Raw genomic sequence first — 21652 nt, 5'->3', positions numbered from 1 at the left:
TCTGCGCCAATTAAATTGCTAAGCTCCAAGCATTTTTTTACCTTTGCCAAAAAATCATTCAATCTATGGCTTTATCATCTTTAACAGCAGTTACTCCTATCGACGGACGCTATTACAATAACACTCATGAACTTTCAGCATTTTTTTCTGAATTTGCTTTAATAAAATATCGCGTACGCGTGGAAGTGGAATATTTTATTGCATTAGGTGAATCAGGTATTGCTCAATTGCAACAATTTGACAAAAGAGTAAATGAGAAATTGCGTGATATTTATAGAAATTTTTCTGAGGAAGATGCCACTTGGATCAAAGACACAGAGAAAGTTACGAACCATGATGTTAAAGCGGTTGAATATTTTCTAAAAGATCAATTTGAAAAATTAGGGCTACAGGACTACCTTGAATTCATTCATTTTGGTTTAACATCGCAAGATATCAATAATACAGCTATTCCGCTTTCTTGGAAAGAAGCCATTAAAGAAAGTTACTCGCCAGCGATTGACGAGTTGCTTCATGAATTAAAATCATTAGCGACGTCATGGTCAGGCATTCCGATGTTGGCCCGTACACATGGACAGCCTGCATCTCCAACTCGTTTGGGCAAAGAATTTTATGTTTTCATTGAACGTATAGAACGTCAATTGCAGTTATTACATCAAGTACCGTATTCAGCTAAATTTGGTGGTGCGACTGGTAATTTTAATGCGCATCACGTTGCATATCCAGCGACAAATTGGATCGATTTTGGAAATAATTTCGTCAACAATATCTTGGGTTTAGACCGTTCGCAAACGACCACGCAAATTGAGCATTACGATAACTTTGCGGCAAGTTGTGATGCCTTAAAACGGATCAACAATATTGTCATCGATTTATGTCGTGATATTTGGACGTATATTTCCATGGATTATTTTAAGCAAAAAATCACTGCCGGTCAAATCGGTTCTTCGGCTATGCCACATAAAGTCAACCCGATTGACTTTGAAAATGCAGAAGGAAATTTAGGTATTGCAAATGCAATTTTTGAGCACCTCGCAGCGAAGTTACCTGTTTCCCGTCTTCAACGGGATTTAACAGATTCTACGGTATTACGTAATATTGGTGTTCCATTTGCACATACCCTAATTGCTATTAAATCAACTTTGAGAGGGTTACGCAAATTGATCTTAAACGAACAGGCATTGGCCAATGATCTTGAAAATAATTGGGCTGTTGTTGCCGAAGCGCTACAAACGATACTAAGACGAGAAGGCTATCCAAAACCGTATGAAGCTTTAAAAGACCTAACACGTACCAACACGCATGTCACGAAAGAAACAATAGCGACATTTGTTGATAATCTAAATGTGTCAGCGGAAGTTAAGGCGGAACTGAAAGCGATCAGTCCTTCTAACTACACAGGTGTTACTTTATAAGCTTTTACTTATAGATGACCTTAAGAAAGCTCCTTTTGACCTATATTTGTTTGGAATAAAATAGATATTACATGGCTACGATTAACGTATATACAGAGTCTACCCCCAATCCTTCTACAATGAAGTTCTTGGTCAATAAATTGTTGATCAACGGTAGTGTAGATTATCCAAATAAAGAAGCAGCACAAGATTCACCGTTTGCACTTGAATTGTTCAAATTTAATTTTGTAAGTGGTGTATTTTTCGCGAGTAACTTCGTTACTATTACCAAAACGGAAGATGCAGAATGGGAAGACATCGAAGCTTTGTTGAAAGATTTTGTAAAAGGTGCTGTAGAGTCTGAACTTGCTGTAAAAACGATACACCACGACACAGAAGTGGATTTTGAGGGCACCGAAACTGAAGTTAAGATACAACAAGTTTTACACGATTATGTACGACCTGCTGTTGAACAAGATGGGGGTGCTATACATTATAAATCATTTAATGAAGGTGTGGTAACGGTTGAACTAAAGGGTTCTTGTAGCGGTTGTCCATCATCTACAATTACTTTAAAAGCAGGCATTGAAGGATTGTTGAAACGCATGGTTCCGGAAGTGACTGAAGTTGTTGCTGAAGCCATGTAATCTTAGCTTCACATTTATAATAAAAAAAGGATTCGGCATGAGTGATGCTGAATCCTTTTTTTATGCCCGGTAATGCAAAAGGTCTGAAAATATCCAGCGTATCAAAGTAGTAATCAGGCAGGCAAAACTCCCTGGCTCCAATAGCATTTTATAAGTATTATCCTGCGAACATTTTTCTAAAGCGGCTTGAGATTCGGTTATAAGTCAATATAAATTCATTTTTTAACAAGCATCTAGCTTAAAAATAGTTAACTTTACGACCAATTGTGAAACCAACAAAAAAAATGAGTGCAGATATTAACAAACTAGAACAAATTGCATCACAGGTAAGACGTGATATCGTACGTATGGTACACGCTTGTCAATCAGGACACCCAGGTGGTTCGTTAGGTTGTACAGATTACTTTGTGGCGCTTTATTTCAATGCAATGAAACGCAATCCTTCCTTTGACATGGATGGAAAAGGAGAAGATTTATTCTTCCTATCAAATGGACACATTTCTCCTGTATTTTACAGTACATTGGCGCATGCAGGATATTTTGAAGTGAGCGAATTAGCAACGTTCAGAAAAATCAATTCCAGACTTCAAGGTCACCCAACAACGCACGAAGGTCTTCCAGGTATTCGTATTGCGTCGGGATCATTGGGCCAAGGATTATCTGTTGCAATTGGAGCCGCACAAGCAAAAAAATTGAATAAAGACAATAATCTAGTTTATGTATTAATGGGTGATGGCGAATTGCAGGAGGGCCAAGTTTGGGAAGCTGCGATGTATGCACCACACAATAAGATCGACAATTTAATTGCTACTGTTGACTATAACAAAGCACAAATTGACGGATCTACAGATCAAGTATTATCTCTTGGTGATCTTCGTGCAAAATGGGAAGCATTTGGCTGGGATGTGATGGAAATTGCTAAAGGCAATGATATGAATGCTGTTGTTGCAGGTTTAGCAGAAGCTAAGTCACGCACAGGAAAAGGTAAACCAGTCATTATTCTGATGCATACTGAAATGGGTAACGGTGTTGATTTTATGATGGGTTCTCATAAATGGCATGGTGTTGCTCCAAATGACGAACAATTGGCGTCGGCATTGAATCAGCTTACAGAAACTTTAGGAGATTACTAGAATGAAAAAATATACTTATACAGAGTCAAAAGATACACGTTCAGGATTTGGTGCGGGATTACTAGAAGCAGGAAAGCAAGATGAGAATGTAGTTGCATTATGTGCTGATTTAATTGGTTCGTTAAAAATGAACGATTTTATCAAAGAATTTCCAGAACGTTTTTTCCAAATCGGTATCGCGGAAGCTAATATGATGGGAATTGCTGCCGGACTTACGATCGGTGGTAAAATACCATTCACTGGTACATTCGCAAATTTCTCAACAGGACGTGTTTATGATCAGATTCGCCAATCGATTGCATACTCGGACAAAAATGTAAAAATTGCAGCGTCGCATGCCGGCCTAACCTTAGGTGAAGATGGTGCAACTCACCAAATCTTAGAAGATATCGGCTTGATGAAAATGTTGCCAGGAATGACAGTGATCAATCCTTGTGATTTCAATCAAACAAAAGCCGCTACGATTGCAGCAGCAAAATATGAGGGACCAGTTTATTTGCGTTTTGGCCGTCCCGTAGTTCCTAACTTCACTCCTGCTGATCAAGAATTTGTGATTGGTAAGGCGGTATTATTAAATGAAGGAACGGATGTTACGATCATTGCTACAGGTCATTTAGTATGGGAAGCTATCCAAGCTGGCGAGAAATTAGCTGAGTTGGGTATCAACGCTGAGATTATCAATATCCATACCATCAAACCTTTGGATGAAGAAGCTATTTTAAAATCTGTTGCGAAAACCAAATGTGTCGTAACGGCAGAAGAGCATAATCGTCTTGGCGGTTTGGGTGATAGCGTTGCTCAAGTGTTAACAAGAGAGTTACCTACTCCACAAGAGTACGTTGCCGTAAATGATAGTTTTGGAGAATCAGGTACTCCTGCTCAATTGATGGAAAAATACGGTTTGAATGCTGCGGCTATTGTGGCTGCGGTTCAAAAAGTAATCAAAAGAAAATAACAAAACTACGCAAGTCAATATATGGATGACGCTTTAATTATAGCAAAATTCGCCGAAGAGAGTACGCGAGAAGAAGCTTTCCGTTTATTGTTGAAGAAATATCAACAGAAGATTTATTGGCATGTGCGAAGAATGGTCATCGATCATGACGATGCGGACGATGTTGTTCAAGATATCTTTGTCAAAGTATGGAAAAACCTTGGGAATTTCCGTGAAGACTCACAATTATACACTTGGCTTTATCGTATCGCAACAAATGAATGTATTACCTTCTTAAATAAGAAAAAGCAAAAGCAGAACGTGTCGTTGGATGACGACACGACTGCTTATTTGGCAGAAACGCTTGCTGATGGCAATTATTTTAACGGTGATAAAGCTCAAATGAAATTACAACAGGCTTTGTTGACTTTGCCAGAAAAGCAAAAATTGGTCTTCAATATGAAATATTTTGAAGATATGAAATACGAAGAAATTTCAGAATTACTCGGAACAAGTGTCGGAGCGCTTAAAGCCTCTTATCATTTAGCTGTCAAAAAAATAGAGGCATTTTTTAACAACAACGATTAAACCTTTTAGCGAAATTAGGTTCTAACAGATACTATGAAGGAAAATGGCACATATCATGATGGGCTGGAGCCTACAAATCTTCCAGCATCGTTGCGTGAAAATCCATTTGGCTTACCTGAAAATTATTTCAGTGATTTAGAATCAAAAATAATTACGCAAGTCAAATTGGTTGAATGCAAGGAAGAATCCATCTTTGAGGTTCCAGAAGGATATTTTAATAGCTTATCTGACGCCATAATGTGTAAGGTTGCGGAAGATAGTTTAAAAAATCAGGTTACTACAGACGGCTTTGAAATTCCTGAAAATTATGCTTCTGAACTATCTTCAACTATCTTCAACCGAATTTTAGAAGACAAATTAAAAGAAACGATTGCATCGGATGGCTTTACCATGCCTTCTGCTTATAATCAAACCCTTGAAGACTCCATCTTCGCCCGTTTAGCGGCGGAGAAATTGAAGGAAACAGTTCCGACAGATGGTTTTACAGCTCCTGTTGGCTACGAAGAAATAGTTGAATCGACAATTTTTGCTCGTATTGCTGAAGAAAAACTAAAAGAAACGATTGTGACTGCAGGTTTTGATGTACCACAACATTATTTTGAGATTCTTTCGGACAGCATCATTGATCGTGTTCAAATGCTTGAAAAGGATAATACACCGATCCGTCAGATTGGGAAACCTAAAAAATGGTACGCTCGTTATGCGGTTGCGGCATCCTTTGCGGCTATGTTGAGTATAGGCGGATATTGGGGTTATCAATATCAACAGCAAAATACGACTCCTGTAGAAGCTGTTGCAGAAGAGCAGTTAAGCCAGCATTTGTCAGAAATTCCTAAGCAGGAAATCATTAATTACCTTGCGGAGTCGGCTTCTGGTGACGATATGATCTATATGGCCCAGTATACTGACGAAGCAAATCTCCCTACTAAGGGATTTGGAAGTAATATATCTAAACAAGAAATAGAAGATTATCTAAATTATACCTTATAATGATGTTCAATAAAAAATACATATGGATAACATTGTTCTTTAGTATATTTTCTATTGCCTTGGGCTTTGCGCAAGACAAAAATCGATTTCAAGCTATAGAAAATGAAAAAATAGCTTACATTACTAAAGAACTGGATTTAACTCCGAGAGAGGCTCAGCAATTCTTCCCGCTCTATAATGAATACAGCCAAACGCTTTGGGATATCAGGAAAGAAAAATTGAATGGTGCTCCAAAAAATAGTTTTAGAGGTGGCTCCAGAGACGTCTTACAGTATGATGCTAAGGAAGTGGAGATCAAAAAACAATATCGGGCCAAATTTGCCAAAGTTATTGGCAATGCGCGAGCATCGCAATTTTTTGAAGTAGAACAGGAATTCAGGGAACATCTATACAAATCCCTGCAGAATAGAAGAAAATAATCTCGAAAATAAAAAAGAAGTCTTGAAGACTTCTTTTTTATTTTCGGACATTTGTAAGATCATGTTAAGCAACAGAGAATTATTTTTAATGAATACCGCTCAAACATCTAGCTCACCTAGATTGGTTGAAGTAGTTAAGGCTGAAGGTGTCTACCTTTATGGCCCAAATGGAGAAGAATACATGGATTTGGTCTCTGGCTTCAATGTCAGCAATATAGGCCATCGTCACCCGAAGGTTTTGGAAGCTATAAAATCACAATTGGACCAGTACCTACATGTCACCGTTTATGGTGAATTTGTGCAGGCCCCACAGGTGCAATTTGCTACAGAATTATTAGCAGAACTTCCTCCTAATTTTCAATCGGTTTACCTCACCAACAGTGGAACGGAAGCCGTAGAGGGATCAATGAAAATAGCAAAGAAATATACCGGTCGCAGGCAGATTATCGCTGCAAAAAAGGCGTACCACGGCAGTACACAAGGCGCGCTCAGTCTTATCGGAAACGATGCGTACCGTAAAGCGTATGCCCCCCTCCTTCCCGAAATAGATTTTATCGAGTTTAATGATCTGGACGATCTAACAAAGATTACGGAACAAACTGCTGCTGTCATCCTCGAAGCTATTCAGGGGGAAGCGGGTGTCCGAGTCCCGGATATCGCTTACATGCAAGCCGTCAGAAAACGCTGTAATGAAACAGGTACCCTACTGATCTTTGATGAAATCCAAACTGGTTTTGGCCGCACAGGCCGTCTCTTTGCTTTTGAGCATTTTGCTATCGTCCCAGATGTCCTGATGCTTGCCAAAGGAATCGGTGGTGGCATGCCCCTAGGCGCATTTGTTGCAGCCAAAGAAGTGATGGATGTTATTAAGGATAATCCCATGCTTGGACATATCACGACTTTTGGGGGCCACCCCGTAAGTTGTGCCGCAGCACGGGCTTCACTGGCTGTTATCAAGGAAGAAAAATTGGTAGAACAGGTCGAGCGAAAATCGCTTTTATTTAAAGAAAAACTCCGACACCCTGCAATTAAAGAAATTCGAGGATTAGGTCTTATGATGTGTCTGCAATTGGATTCCTTTGATCAGGTTTACAACGTGAGTAAGTATTGTGCTGAAAACGGGGTTATGATCGATTGGTATCTGCATTGTGAAACAGCACTGCGTGTCGCTCCTCCATTGACTATTACAGATCTGGAAATTGAAAAAGCGTGTAACATCATTATAAAAGGTTTGGAAAAGTATGCTTAAAGTATGTAACTTTAAACATAACAAAAACCTAATAATGAACACAAACCGCAGATCATTTATCAAAAAAAGCATTATTGGTTCCGGTCTATTGACTGGTGCCAATATACTGGGAAACGATGTATTCGCTCACGAATCCACCGCCAGTTCCTCAAAAATCAGTTTAAATAACGACGACATCATTTTATTTCAGGGCGATTCCATTACGGATGTGGGCCGAGATAGAAACAATAGAAATGCCAATGATACCGCAGCACTTGGACATGGTTATGCTCTATTGGCTGCCAGCCAGCTCTTAAATAAATATTCGGCAAAAAAACTAAAGGTATATAATACAGGTATTAGTGGAAATCGTGTGCCCGATCTTCAAAAGCGCTGGCAGGAGGATACACTGGCAATAAAACCCACTGTATTGAGTATTTTGATCGGTGTGAACGATTTCTGGCGAACAATCGACCGCGGAGCACAGACAACGGTTGAGGAGTATAAATCCCAATACCAACAGTTACTACAGGAGACATTACAAAAGCTTCCAAACGTCAAATTGATCATTGGAGAACCTTTTGCAGTAAAGGGCGTAGGTCACATTACTGAAGCGTGGTATCCAAAATTTTTGGCCTACCAAGAATCCGCTCGTGAGGTCGCCAAAGAATTTGGCGCAATTCTAATTCCCTATCAAAAAATATTCGACAATGCCCAAAAGAATGCTCCTGGTGCCTACTGGGCAGCAGATGGTGTACACCCTACCCTTGCCGGCGCACAGATGATGGCCTCAGCCTGGATGGACTGCATCAAATAATAACAAAAAAGAGCGGATATTTTATTGAAATCCGCTCTTTCGTGTTTAACATGCGCCTATATGCCAAATCTAGATTTCTTTGTAAGGTGTTTTTTGTAGATTGGGAAGAAAATAAGCCACAATACCCATCAATGGCAGGTAGGAACATAGGTGATAAATAAACTCGATGGACGTATGATCTGCCTGCCAGCCAAGTACAGCGGATCCAATCCCTCCCATTCCAAATGCAAAGCCGTAAAATAAACCTGAAACCATGCCCAACTTCTTAGGCAATAGTTCTTGTGCATAAACAATAATTGCTGGAAAAGCTGATGATAAAATCAATCCAATAATCACGATTAGTATTCCCGTCATCGTAAGTCCGACATAGGGTAATGCTAATGCAAATGGTGCAACGCCCAAGACGGAGAACCAAATGACATATTTGCGACCAAATCGGTCCCCGAATACTCCGCCCAGTAATGTTCCCACCGCAACAGCTATCAGAAAATAAAATAGATAGACTTGTGCTTCCACTTCATTAATCCCAAATTTCTTGATGGTATAAAACTGGAAATAGTTTGTAATACTTGCTATATAGAAGTATTTTGAAACAATCAGTAAGAGGAGTATAACAACGGTCACGACGATTCGGCTATTGGGTAGATCAGGCACGCGTATTGTTTTCTTCGTTGATTTGGCAAAGCTTTGAAGTCTCTTTTTATACCAACTACCAATATAATAAGATATAAATTGGCCAAGAATCGTAAATAAGCACATCCAGGCGATCGCCTGCTGCCCTCTCGGTAATACCAAAAAAGCGACAATGATTGGGGCCATTGCGGTCCCTCCATTTCCTCCAATCTGAAAAATAGATTGTGCCATACTTCTTCTCCCTCCCGATGCCATATAAGCTACACGAGAAGATTCAGGGTGAAAGATTGAAGAACCAATCCCGACCAGAAAAACAGAAAATAAGATCCATTCATAACTATGTGCTTTCGAAAACAAAAGCATACCGAGAAGGGAAAAAGACATCCCAATGATCTGAGAGTATGGTACAGGATGTTTGTCCGTAAATGAGCCTACAACGGGCTGGAATATTGAAGCTGCTATCTGATAAACCATTGTAATCATCCCAACCTGAGAAAAGCTTAGATGATGCTCTTCTTTGAGCAAGGGATAGGTCGCCGGTATCACTCCCTGAATCATATCGTTCAAAAGATGCACCATGCTCACGGCAAACAAAATAGAAAAAATAGGTCTACTCGTCTTCTCTTGTATCATGACGTTGTTCAAAAATTAAAAAGGTTGATTTGTTAAAATCAACCTAAACTATCTTCATATAATAATTACAATACGCGCACCAACAATCCTTTCAGATACTCGCCTTCTGGGAACGAAGCCCGGACAGGATGATCTTCAGGCTGATGAAATTGTCTGATAAACTGAATTTCCTTACCGGCATCCAGTGCAGCCCAAGCGAGCACCTGTTTGAAGGTATCCATGTCCATCGCACCTGAGCAAGAAAATGTCGCTAATAAACCACCACTATTTAACAACATCAATCCGCGGCGATTGAGGTCTTTATACGCCCTTGATGCTCTTTCCAATGCAGATCGAGAGGGCGCATATTTCGGTGGATCCAAGACAATAAGATCAAATTTTTCCCCTTCATCAATGAATTTACGCAATTGCTTGTTTACATCAGACAATATTGCGCTATGTCGACTAAGTTCAAAACCATTTTCAATAATATTCTTTTCCAGGGTTTCAATAGCCAGTGCAGAACTATCTACAGATATAACTTCTGCCGCCCCACTTTTCAAGCTATTTAACGTAAAACCACCGGAATAGCAAAAACAATCTAGGACGCGTTTATTTGAAACGTAATTGGCCGTCAGCTGGCGATTTTCACGTTGGTCGCAATAAAATCCCGATTTTTGTCCATCAATAATGTTCACCTTATAATGAATGCCATTTTCGATAACGTCGACAAATTCAGATGGAAGTTCTCCAAACAAAAGCCCATTGGTATCAGGTAAACCTTCATGTTCGCGAGATTTCAGATCACTACGCTCATAAATTCCTTTGGGTTGCAGCAAAGCATTCAATTCATCGATAATAACTGATTTGACTTTTTCCACCCCAACTGAATGAACCTGAATGGATATAAAATCCGCGTATTTGTCTGCAATAAGTCCAGGAAGAAAATCTGCTTCAGCAAAGATTAAACGAACCGTATTGGTGACACCTTCTTGCAACAGATGCTGTCTTGCTGCTACAGCCTTCTGAACGCGTGCACGCCACCAATCTGCATCAATCTGTGCTTGAGGGTTCCATTCCAATAAACGAATGGCTACACGCGAGCTATTGTGAAATAGACCATAGGCAATAAATTCACGTTCAGCATTGTAAACGCCAACAACTTCGCCATCTTCAATCTTATCGGACAATGATTTAATTGCTCCAGAAAATACCCAAGGATGCAATTGCCAGGCAGCTTTATCCTTACCCTTATTCAAATAAACTGATTTCATTGTTGCAAAATTAACGTATTAATTGTAAAACCCTGCTTCTTTATTTGTCAAAAAATAAATGAAACAATTATTCTTGTATATTTACAAAATGAATTTAAAACACTTATTATTAACCACAACATTTATTTGTTCGCTTTTTTCGTGTAAAAAATCAGATTCTGAACTCACAATTAAAAATGAGGAGGATCTTGAGCTTGTCGAGTTGTCTAGATTTGAAAAAACAGAAATGAAAGTCAGCCAAGCAATTAAAGCTGAACCATATTTTATGGTAGGCTATGGATATGATGCAAAAGAAAACCTACTTTTTGTCAATAAGGGGCTACGTGCAAAAATCATTGATACCGAAAAATTAAAGGAGTCTTCCTATATTTCTAGAACAACGGGCTTTTCAAGTGGTGGTGCATTTAGCGAAGATATTAATAAGGAGGGACTATTGAGAAGTCTGAGAATACAATTTGATCATTACGGGGAGCAACTCGTTACAACGGAAACAGATGCATTGGCACGCATTCCCTCGGACCAGAAAATGCAACTAACCAACTATTATTCTGAAGGATTTCAATACAGCATGCTTTTCTTTGCAGTAAAAGATCCGAAATTTCAAAATCAAGACTTCATTAATTTTGTTCAGAACAACAGTCCAGAACTTATTGTAAAAAAGTATGGCACACATCTCATTTTGAGTTGCACCAAGGGGGCGTCCGTAAATCTTATAAAATACCTGGACAAAAAAACTGTGCTTGATGACAAAGTCATAAAAGATTGGAAAATTGTAGCGTTTGTTTCAGGTGCCAATCTCCGATTATTTGATATGCACCCGATAAAAAATACCATTGATGTCAGTGCATGGTTAAGTTCATTGACGGAAGAAAATGGAGATTTCATAAGATTTGGGCGAGAGCAACCTATCCCCATCTATGACTTAATCTTAGATAAGGATAAAAAACTTGAATTAAAGAATTATATTGATACTTATCTTGGTATAAAAAAGGGCTCCTAAAGGAGCCCTCAACGTTTAGTTATGGTTGATTAAATATTTTTTGAAGGCTTCGAAATCAACTTTTAAAAGTTCCGCTAATTTTTCTTTTCCTTGCAATGTTTCTGCACCGGCAGGCAACACTATTTTTCCAAATACATCTGCTGCTATTGCGTCGGGGAATTTGCAGGGATGTGCTGTCGATAAGAAAACCGAAGCGTAATGACCTGGATGCTCCTTTGCATAAGCACGAGCGCCAAGCCAGGCGATTGCTGTATGCGGACAGGCGATATAGTTCGATTCTTCATATAATTTTTGCATTCCTTCTTTTGTTTCTTCATCTGTAAATGTATAAGAAGAGAGCATATTTTTTAATTCCTCCACATTTCCGCCAAAAAGATCCTGTATACGCACCCAGTTGCTGGGATTCCCAACATCCATGGCATTGCTTAAGGTTTGAACAGAAGGCAATGGTTCATATTTGCCGGAAGAAAGGAATCGAGGAACGGTATCATTGACGTTTGTTGCAGCTACAAAATGCTTCACTGGAAGTCCCATTTTATAGGACAATAAACCAGCCCCGATATTACCAAAATTACCACTCGGCACTGTAAACACGACCTCATTGATTCCTTGTGACTTCAATTGTGCATACGCATAAAAATAATAAAATGTCTGTGGGATCAGCCGTGCTATATTGATTGAATTAGCGGAGGTCAAACGCAATACAGCATTGAGTTCTGCATCACTAAAAGCTTGCTTTACTAATGCCTGACAATCATCAAAAGTTCCTTCAACTTCAATAGCACGAATATTTTGTCCATTGGTGGTCAATTGTAGTTCCTGAACTTCCGAGACTTTACCTTTAGGATATAAGATCGTCACACGTGTTCCTTCTACGCCCAAAAAGCCCAATGCAACAGCTCCTCCTGTATCGCCTGACGTCGCAACAAGCACGTCCAGTAATTTATCGTCAGTCTTTGAAAAATAGCCCATAACCCTGCTCATAAACCGAGCTCCGAAATCTTTAAAAGCATAAGACGGCCCATGAAATAGTTCGAGCACAGCCGTGCTGTCGGTCAAGAATCTTACAGGAGCATCAAAATTGATGGCATCGTTCACAATCTGTTTTAAATCGCCTTTGGGAATATCTTTTCCCAATAGTGTAGAAGCTACTTCGAAAGCAATCTCCTGCAAGGAATACTGTTGAATATTCTTAATGAATAGCGGGTCCAATTGTGGAATCTCTTCAGGCATATACAATCCTTTGTCTGCAGGGAGAGAATTGAAGACCGCATCTTTAAAGGAGACTTCTAATGTTTTATTATTTGTACTATAAAATTTCATATGTAAATAATTTTGTCAAGGCCATATAAAATATCCTGTTATTTTGATTCGTATTCACTTTAGAATGCGGATATTTCATTTTATTATCTTTTCTGAGCCAATTATCAATTGACCTGAGATTTATAAACCTCGTTTCTGTCCGTAAATAATTTTTAATCTAAAACCCTGGGTCCTTCGACATTGACACGGGAAACATAGCCAAAACTGTCAATTTCATTTTCTTTGAGATGAGTTTGAATTTTGTCGGCGATATCCTTTGCTATTTTTTCGTCCCGTGTTATTGCAACGACAGAGGGGCCTGAGCCAGAAATACCAAAACTCAAGGCACCATTTTTCAAAGCAATCTCCTTCATTTCATAAAACTGGGGAATTAAAATTGCACGTGTTGGTTCAATGAGGATATCTTTCATGCTTCGTGCAATGAGATCGTAATCTTCTTTGAACAATGCAGCGACCAATCCCGCGATATTTCCCCATTGTGTCACGGCGTCTTTCAACAGCACTTTATCCTTTATGAGTTGTCTTGCGTCACGTGTGGGAACATCGACCTGTGGAAAAACCACTGCTGCTACGAGTTCTTTTGGGGAAGGTATAGAAATAACATCCAAAGGTTCATTTCCCCGGATTAATGTGATGCCTCCATAAAGCGCTGGAGCAACATTATCGGCGTGGCCTGTACCGCAAGCCAAACGCTCACCTTCAACACAAAATGGTAATAATTCTTCTTTTGTCAAAGGGTTTCCGAGCATGGTATTGATGGCAAAAAGCCCAGCTACGGTGCTTGCTGCGCTGGAACCTAGCCCAGATCCAATTGGCATATGTTTATGCAATTCGATTTCGACACCTACCTTTGATGAGATATTCAGGGCTTGTAATAGATATTGCACACAGGCAGATACGGTGTTCTTACCGGGATCGAGCGGCAGTCTTCCATCGTCACCAGTTATTTCCCGAATCGTTACTCCAGGTTGTTGCGTACGTCGCATCACCACCTCATCACCGGGTTGCTCAACAGCAAAACCCAATATATCAAAACCGCAGATCATATTTGCGACAGTTGCAGGTGCAAAAACACGAACTTCCGACAGCATGCTGTCTAAATTTATCACCTTATCTTTCAGATACTCCACATTTAAATTATTGGCCATCACGTAATTTTTATTTTCCTTGAATAGTTTTTATGCTCCGACATTTACCAAATCTGCAAATACACCGGCAGCTGTCACCTCAGCTCCCGCACCAGGACCTTTTACGACAAGAGGACGTTCTTTATAACGCTCTGTTGTAAACGATATAATGTTATCGCTGCCTGATAAAGCATAAAAAGGATGGTTTTCATCAACAAACTGAATCGCAATGGATACCTTTCCATTTTCCAATTTCCCGATGTAGCGGATTACTTTATTTTCATTGGCTGCTTTCTTCTTCATTGCTTCGAAATATTCATTTTCCTGTTGCAATTCTGTATAAAAAGAATCTACTGTATCTGCTTTCAAACATGCTGGAGGTAATATTGCACCGAGGTCTACATCTTCGGCCTCAACAGCATACCCCGCATCTCTCGCCAGGATGAGCATTTTACGCATAAAATCTACACCACCTAAATCATCCCTTGGATCTGGCTCGGTGTATCCCAGCTCCTGAGCCTGTTTGACGATATCATAAAAAGAAGCATCTGCTTTAAAATTGTTGAAAATATACGAGATTGTCCCTGAAAGAATAGCCTCTATCTTCAGAATACGGTCACCGCTCAGCATCAAGTCTTTGAGCACCCTGACGATAGGCAATCCTGCACCTACATTTGTTTCATAAAAGAAATCTACACCGTGTCGATGAGCAGTATCGCGTAATGTTTTATATTGCTCGAATTTACCTGAATTCGCAATTTTATTGCAGGTGACGATTGAAATATTGGATTTAAAGATATCTTCGTAGTAGGTTGCAGGTAATTTGCTTGCAGTATTATCGATAAATACACAGTTCGGCAAATTCAGCGCTTTCATTCGATCTATAAACAATGCCAGGTCTGATTCAGTTCCATTTTTAGCAAGTTCATCCGACCAATTATTTAAATCAACACCTTCGGTATTGAAAAGCATTTTACGGCTATTGGAAATTCCAACAACTTTAATTTCAATATCATTTTTATCCAATAGGAAGTCATGTTGATTTTCCAATTGTTTAAATAAAGTTGCACCAATGTTACCGGTACCGATATTAAATACATGCAGCGTTTTCTTTAGCTCTGCAAAAAACGCATCATGTACGGCATTAAGTGCCTTCGCTAAATCTTCTTTACCAATAATTACAGATATATTGTATTCGGATGATCCCTGTGCAATAGCACGGACGTTGATACCGTTGCGTCCTAATGCTGCAAATAACCGACCGGCCATGCCGGGAGTTTTTTTCATATTTTCACCAACGATAGCTAAGACCGACAGGTTTTCTTCGATCGCAGGAACGACCAGTTTATTTGCCTGGATTTCAAGCTCAAACTCCACTTCGATCAATTGTATAGCGCGTTTGGCATCCGATGGATTGACAGCAAATGTGATGCTGTGTTCGGAAGATGATTGCGTGATTAGCACAACATTGATCTGCTCTCGAGCCAATAGCGTAAAAAGCCGCCCGCTAAAACCCGATTTACCGATCATCCCTGATCCACTCAGGTTGATGACAGAAATATCCGAGATCGAAGAAATCCCCTTGATTGGCAGCGCAGTTTTTCCACTATCAAACTGAATCACTGTCCCTGAAAAATCAGGCTCAAAAGTATTTCGAATAACTATCGGTATTTTCTTTAAGAAAGCCGGAATCATCGTTGGAGGATAAATCACCTTAGCACCGAAGTAAGATAACTCCATTGCCTCTGTGTATGATAATACAGGCAAGGAAAACGCTTTCTTCACAATACGTGGATCGGCAGTTAACATCCCATTCACATCTGTCCAAATTTCAATGGCTGTTGCGTCCAGTATCGACCCGAAGATCGCTGCGGTATAATCTGATCCACCTCTTCCCAAGGTGGTAATACGTCCATTTTCATTACTTCCGATAAAACCGGTGACAAACAGCAGTTTATCACCATGCGTGATATACAATGATTTCACCAATTGCTCCGTTAGCATTTCATTTAAATGTGCATTACCAAAATTTGAATCAGTTTTCACATAATGGGATGCATCTACAAATAGAGACTCGGGAATATATTGTTCCATCACCTTAGATACCATATAATTTGAGCAACGTTCACCGTAGCTAAGGATCAAATCTTTACTTTGATTACTCAGCTCCTTTAGTGCAGAAATTCCTTGCAGGAGATCTTCTATCTCATTAAAAAACAACTTTAGCTTTGTAAATACAGGATTTTGATATTTCACAGCCAAGAGCTCTTTGACAACCGTAAAATGCTTATCTTCCAAGGACTTTAGACCATCCGAAAAGGACTTTCCTTCGGCAGCGTCCTCCGCCAGTTGGGTAAGTAAGTTTGTTACACCTGACATAGCTGACAACACAACCAATGGTTTTTCCTTTGCATCGTAAGATTTTTTTACAATGCTTAAGACCGCCTTTAGACTTTCTACCGTCCCGACCGATGTGCCTCCAAATTTTAAAACTTTCATACTGTTTTATACTGTTTGTTTAGATTGATGATTTTTATGCTAAAAAAAGAAGCGCTTTCCTTTGTCGAGGAAAGCGCTTCTAAATATTGTGTCTACAATTATATACAACGAAACTACTTCCTCCTGAGTTTTATCCCGGTGGTAATAATAATCGATGTAATAATTGTATTTGTGTTCATTGCTTTTGCTTATGTTTTGTAAATATAGAACAAATATTATCACTTTACCAAAGAAAATTAATATTTTTTTTAAGATTCACAATGAGACATATAATCAAGTGGCATTCTGATATTAGGGGACCGTTTTTTACTCGAACAGGTGGTTGAGGCACTGTAGTTGATCGTTGACAGAATTATTAAAGTACAATATGCCCAAATGGGCGTTATGAAGATGTTAAAATTGTTAAAATTTCGTTAAATACCTTAAAATAAATTTGACCCTAAACTGATATTGTATTATATTCGCAACAGTGCTGTCCAAAATAGATGACAGTGTTAAATTTTTAAAAGTTAAATGTTGTACAAAAAAGCGATTTAATGAAAACAAAGAAATTTATAGCGTCAATGCTATTTATCGGCTTATGTCTAGTGTCGCAGGCACAAACCAACAGAAACTCCAAACCAGAATCAGATCCTGATAATCTAGCGAAAGAATACTTTTCACAAATCATGGGAGTTGCAGTCTCAGCAACAACAAATACCAAACTTTATCAATTTGTTTACGAATGGTTGGGAACTCCATACCGCTTAGGAGGAGATTCAAAAAGAGGCATTGATTGTTCTAAATTTTCTTATGAATTATACGACAAAGTATTTAACACTTCGTTAGGATATAATAGCAGAAATCAATATTCTCAAGTCAAAACTGTCGAAAAAAATGAGCTAAAAGCAGGTGATTTGGTATTCTTCAAAATTAGAAGTAAAAGTATTACCCATGTAGGTGTTTATATCGGCGATAATAAGTTTGCACATGCCTCGTCCAGTAAAGGAGTTATGATTAGCAATTTAGATGAGCCATACTGGCGACGTTATTATTACAATGGTGGTCGTTTACCAGAAGATAATAGATCGCTTACAGCAGAAATATTAAAAGCGGAAAAAGATAATAAATTGAATTAATAAGATTGATTCAGTCTCGAAAAGTCCAAAGCGTTTAACTCGTTTTGGACTTTTTTTATACAATATAATATCCTATTTTTACCCCATAATCATTGGAATACTATTATGTCTTCAAAGAAAACGCTCATCTTAAATAAAGAACAAATAAAACAAAAATCTATTCGGATTGCCTATCAAATTTTGGAAGACAATTTTGAAGATGAAACACTTGTATTGGTAGGAATTGCTGACCGGGGTTATGTATTTGCACAACGCCTTCAGGCGATTTTACAGGAGATTTCAACGAAGGAAATCCTGCTGATTAAAGTTACTATGAAGAAAACGAGTAGATCGTTGAGTGCAAGCACAGACATACCTGTTGATATTGCAAAAGATAAGACCATCATCTTAGTCGATGATGTACTGAATAGTGGTAGAGCCTTAGCCTATGGACTAGGTGTATTCTTAAACGTTCCATTGAAGAAAATGAGAACGGCTGTATTAATTGATAGAAGCCACCATAAGTTCCCTATATTTAGTGACTACTATGGTACGAAGCTTTCAACGATATTAAGAGAACATGTTACCGTTACTCTTGAAGAATTTGACAAAGAAGAAGATGCAGCATGGTTAATTTAAACCATGCTGTTATTTTTTTGAGACTTTCAATTTCATCCCCGGTTTTATCCGGCTTCCATTTAAATCATTTTCACTTTTAAGTCGACCGACTGATGTGCCATTTTTATCTGCGATCTCAGATAATGTATCACCTTTCTTAACGACATAGTAAGCTGTACGCGTGGCGCTAGCGGCACGTTGTTGGTTTTTCTTTGAAGACCTTTCTGTGTTACGAGCTAATTTCGCATTGACGAAATCATCCTCCTTTTTTATCAGTAAGTTTTGTCCAGGGACAATCTGATTTCCACGCAGGTTATTCCAAGATTTTATATCCTGTACGGTTACTTCAAACTTGTCAGCAATGGAAGCGAATGTCTCACCAACTTTCACTTTATATTTCCCATTCTGTAAAGGCTCGCTTGGATTTTCTGTCTGACTAGGATTTGCCGAAGATATTGGCGTATTGAGCGCTGCATACAATTCCTCTGCGGCAATCTTTTTATCCAATACAGGTAAAACTAATCGCAATGGGGACTCTTCAGTGCCATTTAACACGTTTCTTTTAAAACTAGGATTCAATGCACGTAATGTCTCTTTTGACACCTGTAAAGCATCCGCTATTTGGTTCAATGAAATACGCTTATTGATATCCAATGCTTGAGTTCTCAGTGAAAGTTCGGTATCCGCAGCATTGATATCATTTTCGTCTGCGTATTTCATCGCATAGGTCATTGCGATGAACTTAGGGATATAGTTTTGGGTCTGTTGCGTTAGATATGGAGCGATATCCCAAAAAGTAGCATTCTCCTTTCCCGAACGTTGGATCGCACGGCTAACCGCTCCTTTACCGCCATTATAGGATGCTATCGCTAACAACCAATCGCCATATTCATCATAAGCTTCTTTTAGGATTTTTGCAATAGCATAGCTCGAAGCGATCGGATCCATACGTTGGTCGGTATAACTGTCCACCGTAAGATGATAAGTTTTGGCTTCATAATACATCAATTGCCATAATCCTGTTGCTCCGGCACTAGAGATATCACGTGGATTTAATGATGATTCGACTACACTTAGATATTTGAGTTCCCGCGGCACTCCTACTTCATCCATGATTTTATCAAACAATGGGAAATAGTATTGTCCTAGTCCCATCATCCTACACATATAGGGATTATAATTATCCGACGTGTATTTGGCAATCAGATCTTTCACTCGTGGTGAGTAGTCCAATGGAACCTCACGTTCTATTGCCTTTAATTTCCGTACAAGCTGTATATCTTCATCTGTAATTTCAGCATCATGCTGTCGGTTACTTCCGGAAGATTTTATACTGTCCAGGTACTGGTAAATCTCTTGTTTTTCTTTTTCGATGCTTTTTTGAAAGAAGGTATGGGCAGCTTCTTTCATACCTTCTACAGCGCTTTCTTGGGCCATGAGTGGTAGTACATAGCATACCCCTCCTAGTATTGAAATTAACGTCTGTTTTCCGATCATAAATTTACTGTTAAATCCGAGTTTGATTCATCTGCTGAAAAATCAACAATAATCTAAACGATTAGAAATGGATTTTAGTATAAAATGGTTTTCGTCCTATTTCGCTATAGGTCGCGTATAAAACAAAATACGATTTTGTTCATCACAAAATCGTATCCATGCTATATGGGATCAAAACCTCCCTTATTTGTTATCTTCTACTTCAGATTTTTTTTCAGGTGAAGACTCATCTTTTTGGCCTTCTTTAAATTCCTTTACTCCTTTACCCAATCCGCGCATCAATTCAGGAATCTTCTTGCCACCAAATAATAGTAACAATATTACTACAATGACAATTAACTCTTGCCCCCCGATTCCCATGATTAATAATGATGTTGACATAACTATAATTTCTTGTTTTTCAATTCTTTTAAACTAAAACTTCTCTCTCTATTTACAAATGTAATGATAATTATTAAATATAGTAATTATTTCTTATCTCGCCAACCATGACATCGGATTCAGTGGTGTTGTTCCTTGTAGTACAGAAAATTCTACCATCGGAACTCCCGTATCGGAATCTACATCGGCCGTCCCTATCGTCTGTCCCGTACTTACTTTTTGTCCTTTTGAAACACTTACACCAGCCAAATTCATATAAACAGTAAAGTATTCACCATGTTTAATCATGACAATACGCTGCCCCATCATCGATACTATACTCAAAACTTCTCCATTAAATACTGCTTTCACGGCCGAACCGCTTGATGTTTGTATTTTGACAGTTTCATGATCCCAATTGACATTTCTACCGACACTTTCTGAACCAAACTCTTGCATAATCTTCGCATTAGAAACAGGCCAAGGCAAACTACCTCGGTTCGATCTGAAGTCATTTGAAAGTTTGACTGCTTCCGGAGTACTACGTAAGACTTCAGAATCTGATTTTCGCGCAGTATTACTGCCTTTCGAACTTGTATTATTTTTACCCTTTGTAGTTGATGTGGACTCATTCGCTTTGCGATTCCGTTCAGCAGCAGCTTCCGCAGCACGACGCGCCGCCTCAGCTCGTCGACGTTCAGCCTCAATTTCTCTTCTAATGATCTCCTTGATGGCCGCATTAATACGACGCTCCTCTTTTTGCTTTTGGGTAATATCTTTCTTCACGCCGCGCTCTGTAACAATCAATTCACTCAATTGTCCAGAATAAACAGATCGCTGTTGAGATATGGTTTTTTTCTCATTTTCCTGCTCTTTCATCAAGGCAACCTGTTTGTTTCGGTCCGCCTGCAATTGAGCAATTTTTTGTTCAATCTGTTTCTTGGTATTTTCGATATCGGCAGCTTTCAGCTTTCTAGAATCGTTAAACTGTTGTAAGTACTTAACCCGTCGGAACCCCTGATTAAAATCCTTGGATGCAAAAATAAACATCAATTTATTATAGGCATTCCGGTTTCTGAACGCAAACATCACCATCTTCTCATAGTCACGTTTCATCTTCTCCAATTCGGCCTTTAACTTATTTACGGCAGCGGTATTGGCATTGATATGTTTGTTAATTACAGCTACTTCCGAAGTAATGGTATTTATCTTCTGCTCGCGCAAATTAATCTGCTTACTCAATGCTGTCACTTGTTGTTGAGTAAGTGATTTTTCCTTTGCAATCTCTTTGACCGTATTCTGTAATTCAGCAATTTCACGATTGAGTTTCTCACGCTGTTTTTCAAGTTCAGCCCTAGTCTGCGCCGATGAAATCCCAATCATGAATAGGAAAGCAGCTATACCAAGTATTGTCTTTTTAAAGTTCATTTACAGTACTATTTTTTTGTGTTTGCCATCTTTC

General features: G+C 38.9%; 20 protein-coding genes. 12 read left to right on the top strand and 8 right to left on the bottom strand.

Annotated elements, in window-relative coordinates; all coding sequences use genetic code 11:
• Positions 1 to 65 precede the first annotated feature (65 nt).
• The 9 genes from purB (at position 66) to B3297_RS00385 (ending at position 8150) form a co-directional block, all read left to right on the top strand.
• Positions 66 to 1415, top strand: coding sequence for an adenylosuccinate lyase (gene purB / locus B3297_RS00425; protein ID WP_286778243.1), 1350 nt, complete (start codon positions 66 to 68; stop codon positions 1413 to 1415).
• A 71-nt stretch (positions 1416 to 1486) separates the two neighbouring features.
• Complete coding sequence (locus B3297_RS00420; protein ID WP_286778242.1) at positions 1487 to 2041, top strand: NifU family protein; 555 nt, start codon at positions 1487 to 1489, stop codon at positions 2039 to 2041.
• Between the two features lie 284 nt (positions 2042 to 2325).
• A complete protein-coding gene (locus tag B3297_RS00415; protein ID WP_046671843.1) occupies positions 2326 to 3174 on the top strand; it encodes a transketolase in 849 nt (282 codons plus the stop codon).
• 1 nt (position 3175) lies between these two features.
• A complete protein-coding gene (locus B3297_RS00410) occupies positions 3176 to 4129 on the top strand; it encodes a transketolase family protein (protein WP_046671842.1) in 954 nt (317 codons plus the stop codon).
• Between the two features lie 21 nt (positions 4130 to 4150).
• Positions 4151 to 4696 (top strand): RNA polymerase sigma factor, encoded by a 546-nt coding sequence (locus B3297_RS00405; RefSeq protein ID WP_286778241.1) that lies wholly within the window; start codon positions 4151 to 4153, stop codon positions 4694 to 4696.
• A 33-nt stretch (positions 4697 to 4729) separates the two neighbouring features.
• Complete coding sequence (locus B3297_RS00400) at positions 4730 to 5686, top strand: hypothetical protein (RefSeq protein WP_070563055.1); 957 nt, start codon at positions 4730 to 4732, stop codon at positions 5684 to 5686.
• Complete coding sequence (locus B3297_RS00395) at positions 5686 to 6105, top strand: hypothetical protein (RefSeq protein WP_286778240.1); 420 nt, start codon at positions 5686 to 5688, stop codon at positions 6103 to 6105. The genes B3297_RS00400 and B3297_RS00395 overlap by 1 nt, the downstream gene beginning before the upstream one ends.
• Positions 6106 to 6166: 61 nt before the next feature.
• Positions 6167 to 7354, top strand: coding sequence for an aspartate aminotransferase family protein (locus B3297_RS00390; RefSeq protein WP_115046670.1), 1188 nt, complete (start codon positions 6167 to 6169; stop codon positions 7352 to 7354).
• 34 nt (positions 7355 to 7388) lie between these two features.
• A complete protein-coding gene (locus B3297_RS00385) occupies positions 7389 to 8150 on the top strand; it encodes an SGNH/GDSL hydrolase family protein (RefSeq protein ID WP_115046669.1) in 762 nt (253 codons plus the stop codon).
• A gap of 69 nt (positions 8151 to 8219) precedes the next feature.
• Here B3297_RS00385 and B3297_RS00380 read toward each other — a convergent pair whose 3' ends face one another.
• On the bottom strand, positions 8220 to 9416 hold the full coding sequence (locus B3297_RS00380; protein ID WP_070563062.1) for an MFS transporter: 1197 nt from the start codon (positions 9414 to 9416) through the stop codon (positions 8220 to 8222).
• A gap of 65 nt (positions 9417 to 9481) precedes the next feature.
• On the bottom strand, positions 9482 to 10669 hold the full coding sequence (locus B3297_RS00375) for a class I SAM-dependent rRNA methyltransferase (protein WP_070563065.1): 1188 nt from the start codon (positions 10667 to 10669) through the stop codon (positions 9482 to 9484).
• Between the two features lie 226 nt (positions 10670 to 10895).
• On the opposite strand from B3297_RS00375, the gene B3297_RS00370 reads away from it, so the two are divergent.
• The gene (locus B3297_RS00370) at positions 10896 to 11669 is read left to right on the top strand and encodes a hypothetical protein (protein WP_139144922.1); all 774 of its coding nucleotides are present in this window, start codon (positions 10896 to 10898) and stop codon (positions 11667 to 11669) included.
• Between the two features lie 15 nt (positions 11670 to 11684).
• On the opposite strand, the gene thrC is transcribed toward B3297_RS00370, so the two are convergent.
• From thrC to thrA, 3 genes are all read right to left on the bottom strand, one after another.
• The gene (gene thrC / locus B3297_RS00365) at positions 11685 to 12992 is read right to left on the bottom strand and encodes a threonine synthase (RefSeq protein WP_070563071.1); all 1308 of its coding nucleotides are present in this window, start codon (positions 12990 to 12992) and stop codon (positions 11685 to 11687) included.
• A 152-nt stretch (positions 12993 to 13144) separates the two neighbouring features.
• Positions 13145 to 14083, bottom strand: coding sequence for a homoserine kinase (locus tag B3297_RS00360; RefSeq protein WP_046672011.1), 939 nt, complete (start codon positions 14081 to 14083; stop codon positions 13145 to 13147).
• An 87-nt stretch (positions 14084 to 14170) separates the two neighbouring features.
• A complete protein-coding gene (gene thrA, locus B3297_RS00355; protein ID WP_070563074.1) occupies positions 14171 to 16618 on the bottom strand; it encodes a bifunctional aspartate kinase/homoserine dehydrogenase I in 2448 nt (815 codons plus the stop codon).
• Positions 16619 to 17154: 536 nt separating this feature from the next.
• Here thrA and B3297_RS00350 point away from each other — a divergent pair.
• Together B3297_RS00350 and B3297_RS00345 are read left to right on the top strand one after the other, a co-directional pair.
• Entirely contained in the window at positions 17155 to 17736 is a 582-nt protein-coding gene (locus B3297_RS00350; RefSeq protein WP_046671999.1) for a C40 family peptidase, read from the top strand.
• A 105-nt stretch (positions 17737 to 17841) separates the two neighbouring features.
• Positions 17842 to 18354, top strand: a complete 513-nt coding sequence (locus B3297_RS00345) for a phosphoribosyltransferase family protein (protein ID WP_070563077.1) — start codon at positions 17842 to 17844, stop codon at positions 18352 to 18354.
• A 9-nt stretch (positions 18355 to 18363) separates the two neighbouring features.
• Here B3297_RS00345 and B3297_RS00340 read toward each other — a convergent pair whose 3' ends face one another.
• The 3 genes from B3297_RS00340 to B3297_RS00330 all read right to left on the bottom strand — a co-directional run bounded on the left by B3297_RS00340 (position 18364) and on the right by B3297_RS00330 (position 21618).
• The gene (locus tag B3297_RS00340) at positions 18364 to 19830 is read right to left on the bottom strand and encodes a LysM peptidoglycan-binding domain-containing protein (protein WP_286753109.1); all 1467 of its coding nucleotides are present in this window, start codon (positions 19828 to 19830) and stop codon (positions 18364 to 18366) included.
• A gap of 183 nt (positions 19831 to 20013) precedes the next feature.
• Entirely contained in the window at positions 20014 to 20211 is a 198-nt protein-coding gene (tatA, locus tag B3297_RS00335; protein WP_046671996.1) for a twin-arginine translocase TatA/TatE family subunit, read from the bottom strand.
• A gap of 93 nt (positions 20212 to 20304) precedes the next feature.
• Entirely contained in the window at positions 20305 to 21618 is a 1314-nt protein-coding gene (locus B3297_RS00330) for a murein hydrolase activator EnvC family protein (protein ID WP_070563083.1), read from the bottom strand.
• Positions 21619 to 21652 lie beyond the last annotated feature (34 nt).

It is taken from the genome of Sphingobacterium sp. UBA3519 (assembly GCF_002377215.1).
Lineage (GTDB): Bacteria > Bacteroidota > Bacteroidia > Sphingobacteriales > Sphingobacteriaceae > Sphingobacterium > Sphingobacterium multivorum.
The sequence above is the reverse complement of the archived record's forward strand: the minus strand, read 5'-3'. Positions and strand labels throughout refer to the sequence as shown.

Bases quoted from the DNA above. Each gene is read 5' to 3' on its own strand.
- B3297_RS00420 (WP_286778242.1), top strand. From the start codon at position 1,487: ATGGCTACGATTAACGTATATACAGAGTCTACCCCCAATCCTTCTACA.
- B3297_RS00410 (WP_046671842.1), top strand. From the start codon at position 3,176: ATGAAAAAATATACTTATACAGAGTCAAAAGATACACGTTCAGGATTT.
- B3297_RS00370 (WP_139144922.1), top strand. From the start codon at position 10,896: ATGAAAGTCAGCCAAGCAATTAAAGCTGAACCATATTTTATGGTAGGC.
- thrC (WP_070563071.1), bottom strand. From the start codon at position 12,992: ATGAAATTTTATAGTACAAATAATAAAACATTAGAAGTCTCCTTTAAA.
- tatA (WP_046671996.1), bottom strand. From the start codon at position 20,211: ATGTCAACATCATTATTAATCATGGGAATCGGGGGGCAAGAGTTAATT.
- B3297_RS00385 (WP_115046669.1), top strand. From the start codon at position 7,389: ATGAACACAAACCGCAGATCATTTATCAAAAAAAGCATTATTGGTTCC.
- B3297_RS00390 (WP_115046670.1), top strand. From the start codon at position 6,167: ATGTTAAGCAACAGAGAATTATTTTTAATGAATACCGCTCAAACATCT.
- B3297_RS00400 (WP_070563055.1), top strand. From the start codon at position 4,730: ATGAAGGAAAATGGCACATATCATGATGGGCTGGAGCCTACAAATCTT.
- B3297_RS00340 (WP_286753109.1), bottom strand. From the start codon at position 19,830: ATGATCGGAAAACAGACGTTAATTTCAATACTAGGAGGGGTATGCTAT.
- B3297_RS00405 (WP_286778241.1), top strand. From the start codon at position 4,151: ATGGATGACGCTTTAATTATAGCAAAATTCGCCGAAGAGAGTACGCGA.
- B3297_RS00395 (WP_286778240.1), top strand. From the start codon at position 5,686: ATGATGTTCAATAAAAAATACATATGGATAACATTGTTCTTTAGTATA.
- B3297_RS00330 (WP_070563083.1), bottom strand. From the start codon at position 21,618: ATGAACTTTAAAAAGACAATACTTGGTATAGCTGCTTTCCTATTCATG.
- B3297_RS00350 (WP_046671999.1), top strand. From the start codon at position 17,155: ATGAAAACAAAGAAATTTATAGCGTCAATGCTATTTATCGGCTTATGT.
- purB (WP_286778243.1), top strand. From the start codon at position 66: ATGGCTTTATCATCTTTAACAGCAGTTACTCCTATCGACGGACGCTAT.
- B3297_RS00415 (WP_046671843.1), top strand. From the start codon at position 2,326: ATGAGTGCAGATATTAACAAACTAGAACAAATTGCATCACAGGTAAGA.
- B3297_RS00375 (WP_070563065.1), bottom strand. From the start codon at position 10,669: ATGAAATCAGTTTATTTGAATAAGGGTAAGGATAAAGCTGCCTGGCAA.
- B3297_RS00360 (WP_046672011.1), bottom strand. From the start codon at position 14,083: ATGCTGTCGGAAGTTCGTGTTTTTGCACCTGCAACTGTCGCAAATATG.
- B3297_RS00345 (WP_070563077.1), top strand. From the start codon at position 17,842: ATGTCTTCAAAGAAAACGCTCATCTTAAATAAAGAACAAATAAAACAA.
- B3297_RS00380 (WP_070563062.1), bottom strand. From the start codon at position 9,416: ATGATACAAGAGAAGACGAGTAGACCTATTTTTTCTATTTTGTTTGCC.
- thrA (WP_070563074.1), bottom strand. From the start codon at position 16,618: ATGAAAGTTTTAAAATTTGGAGGCACATCGGTCGGGACGGTAGAAAGT.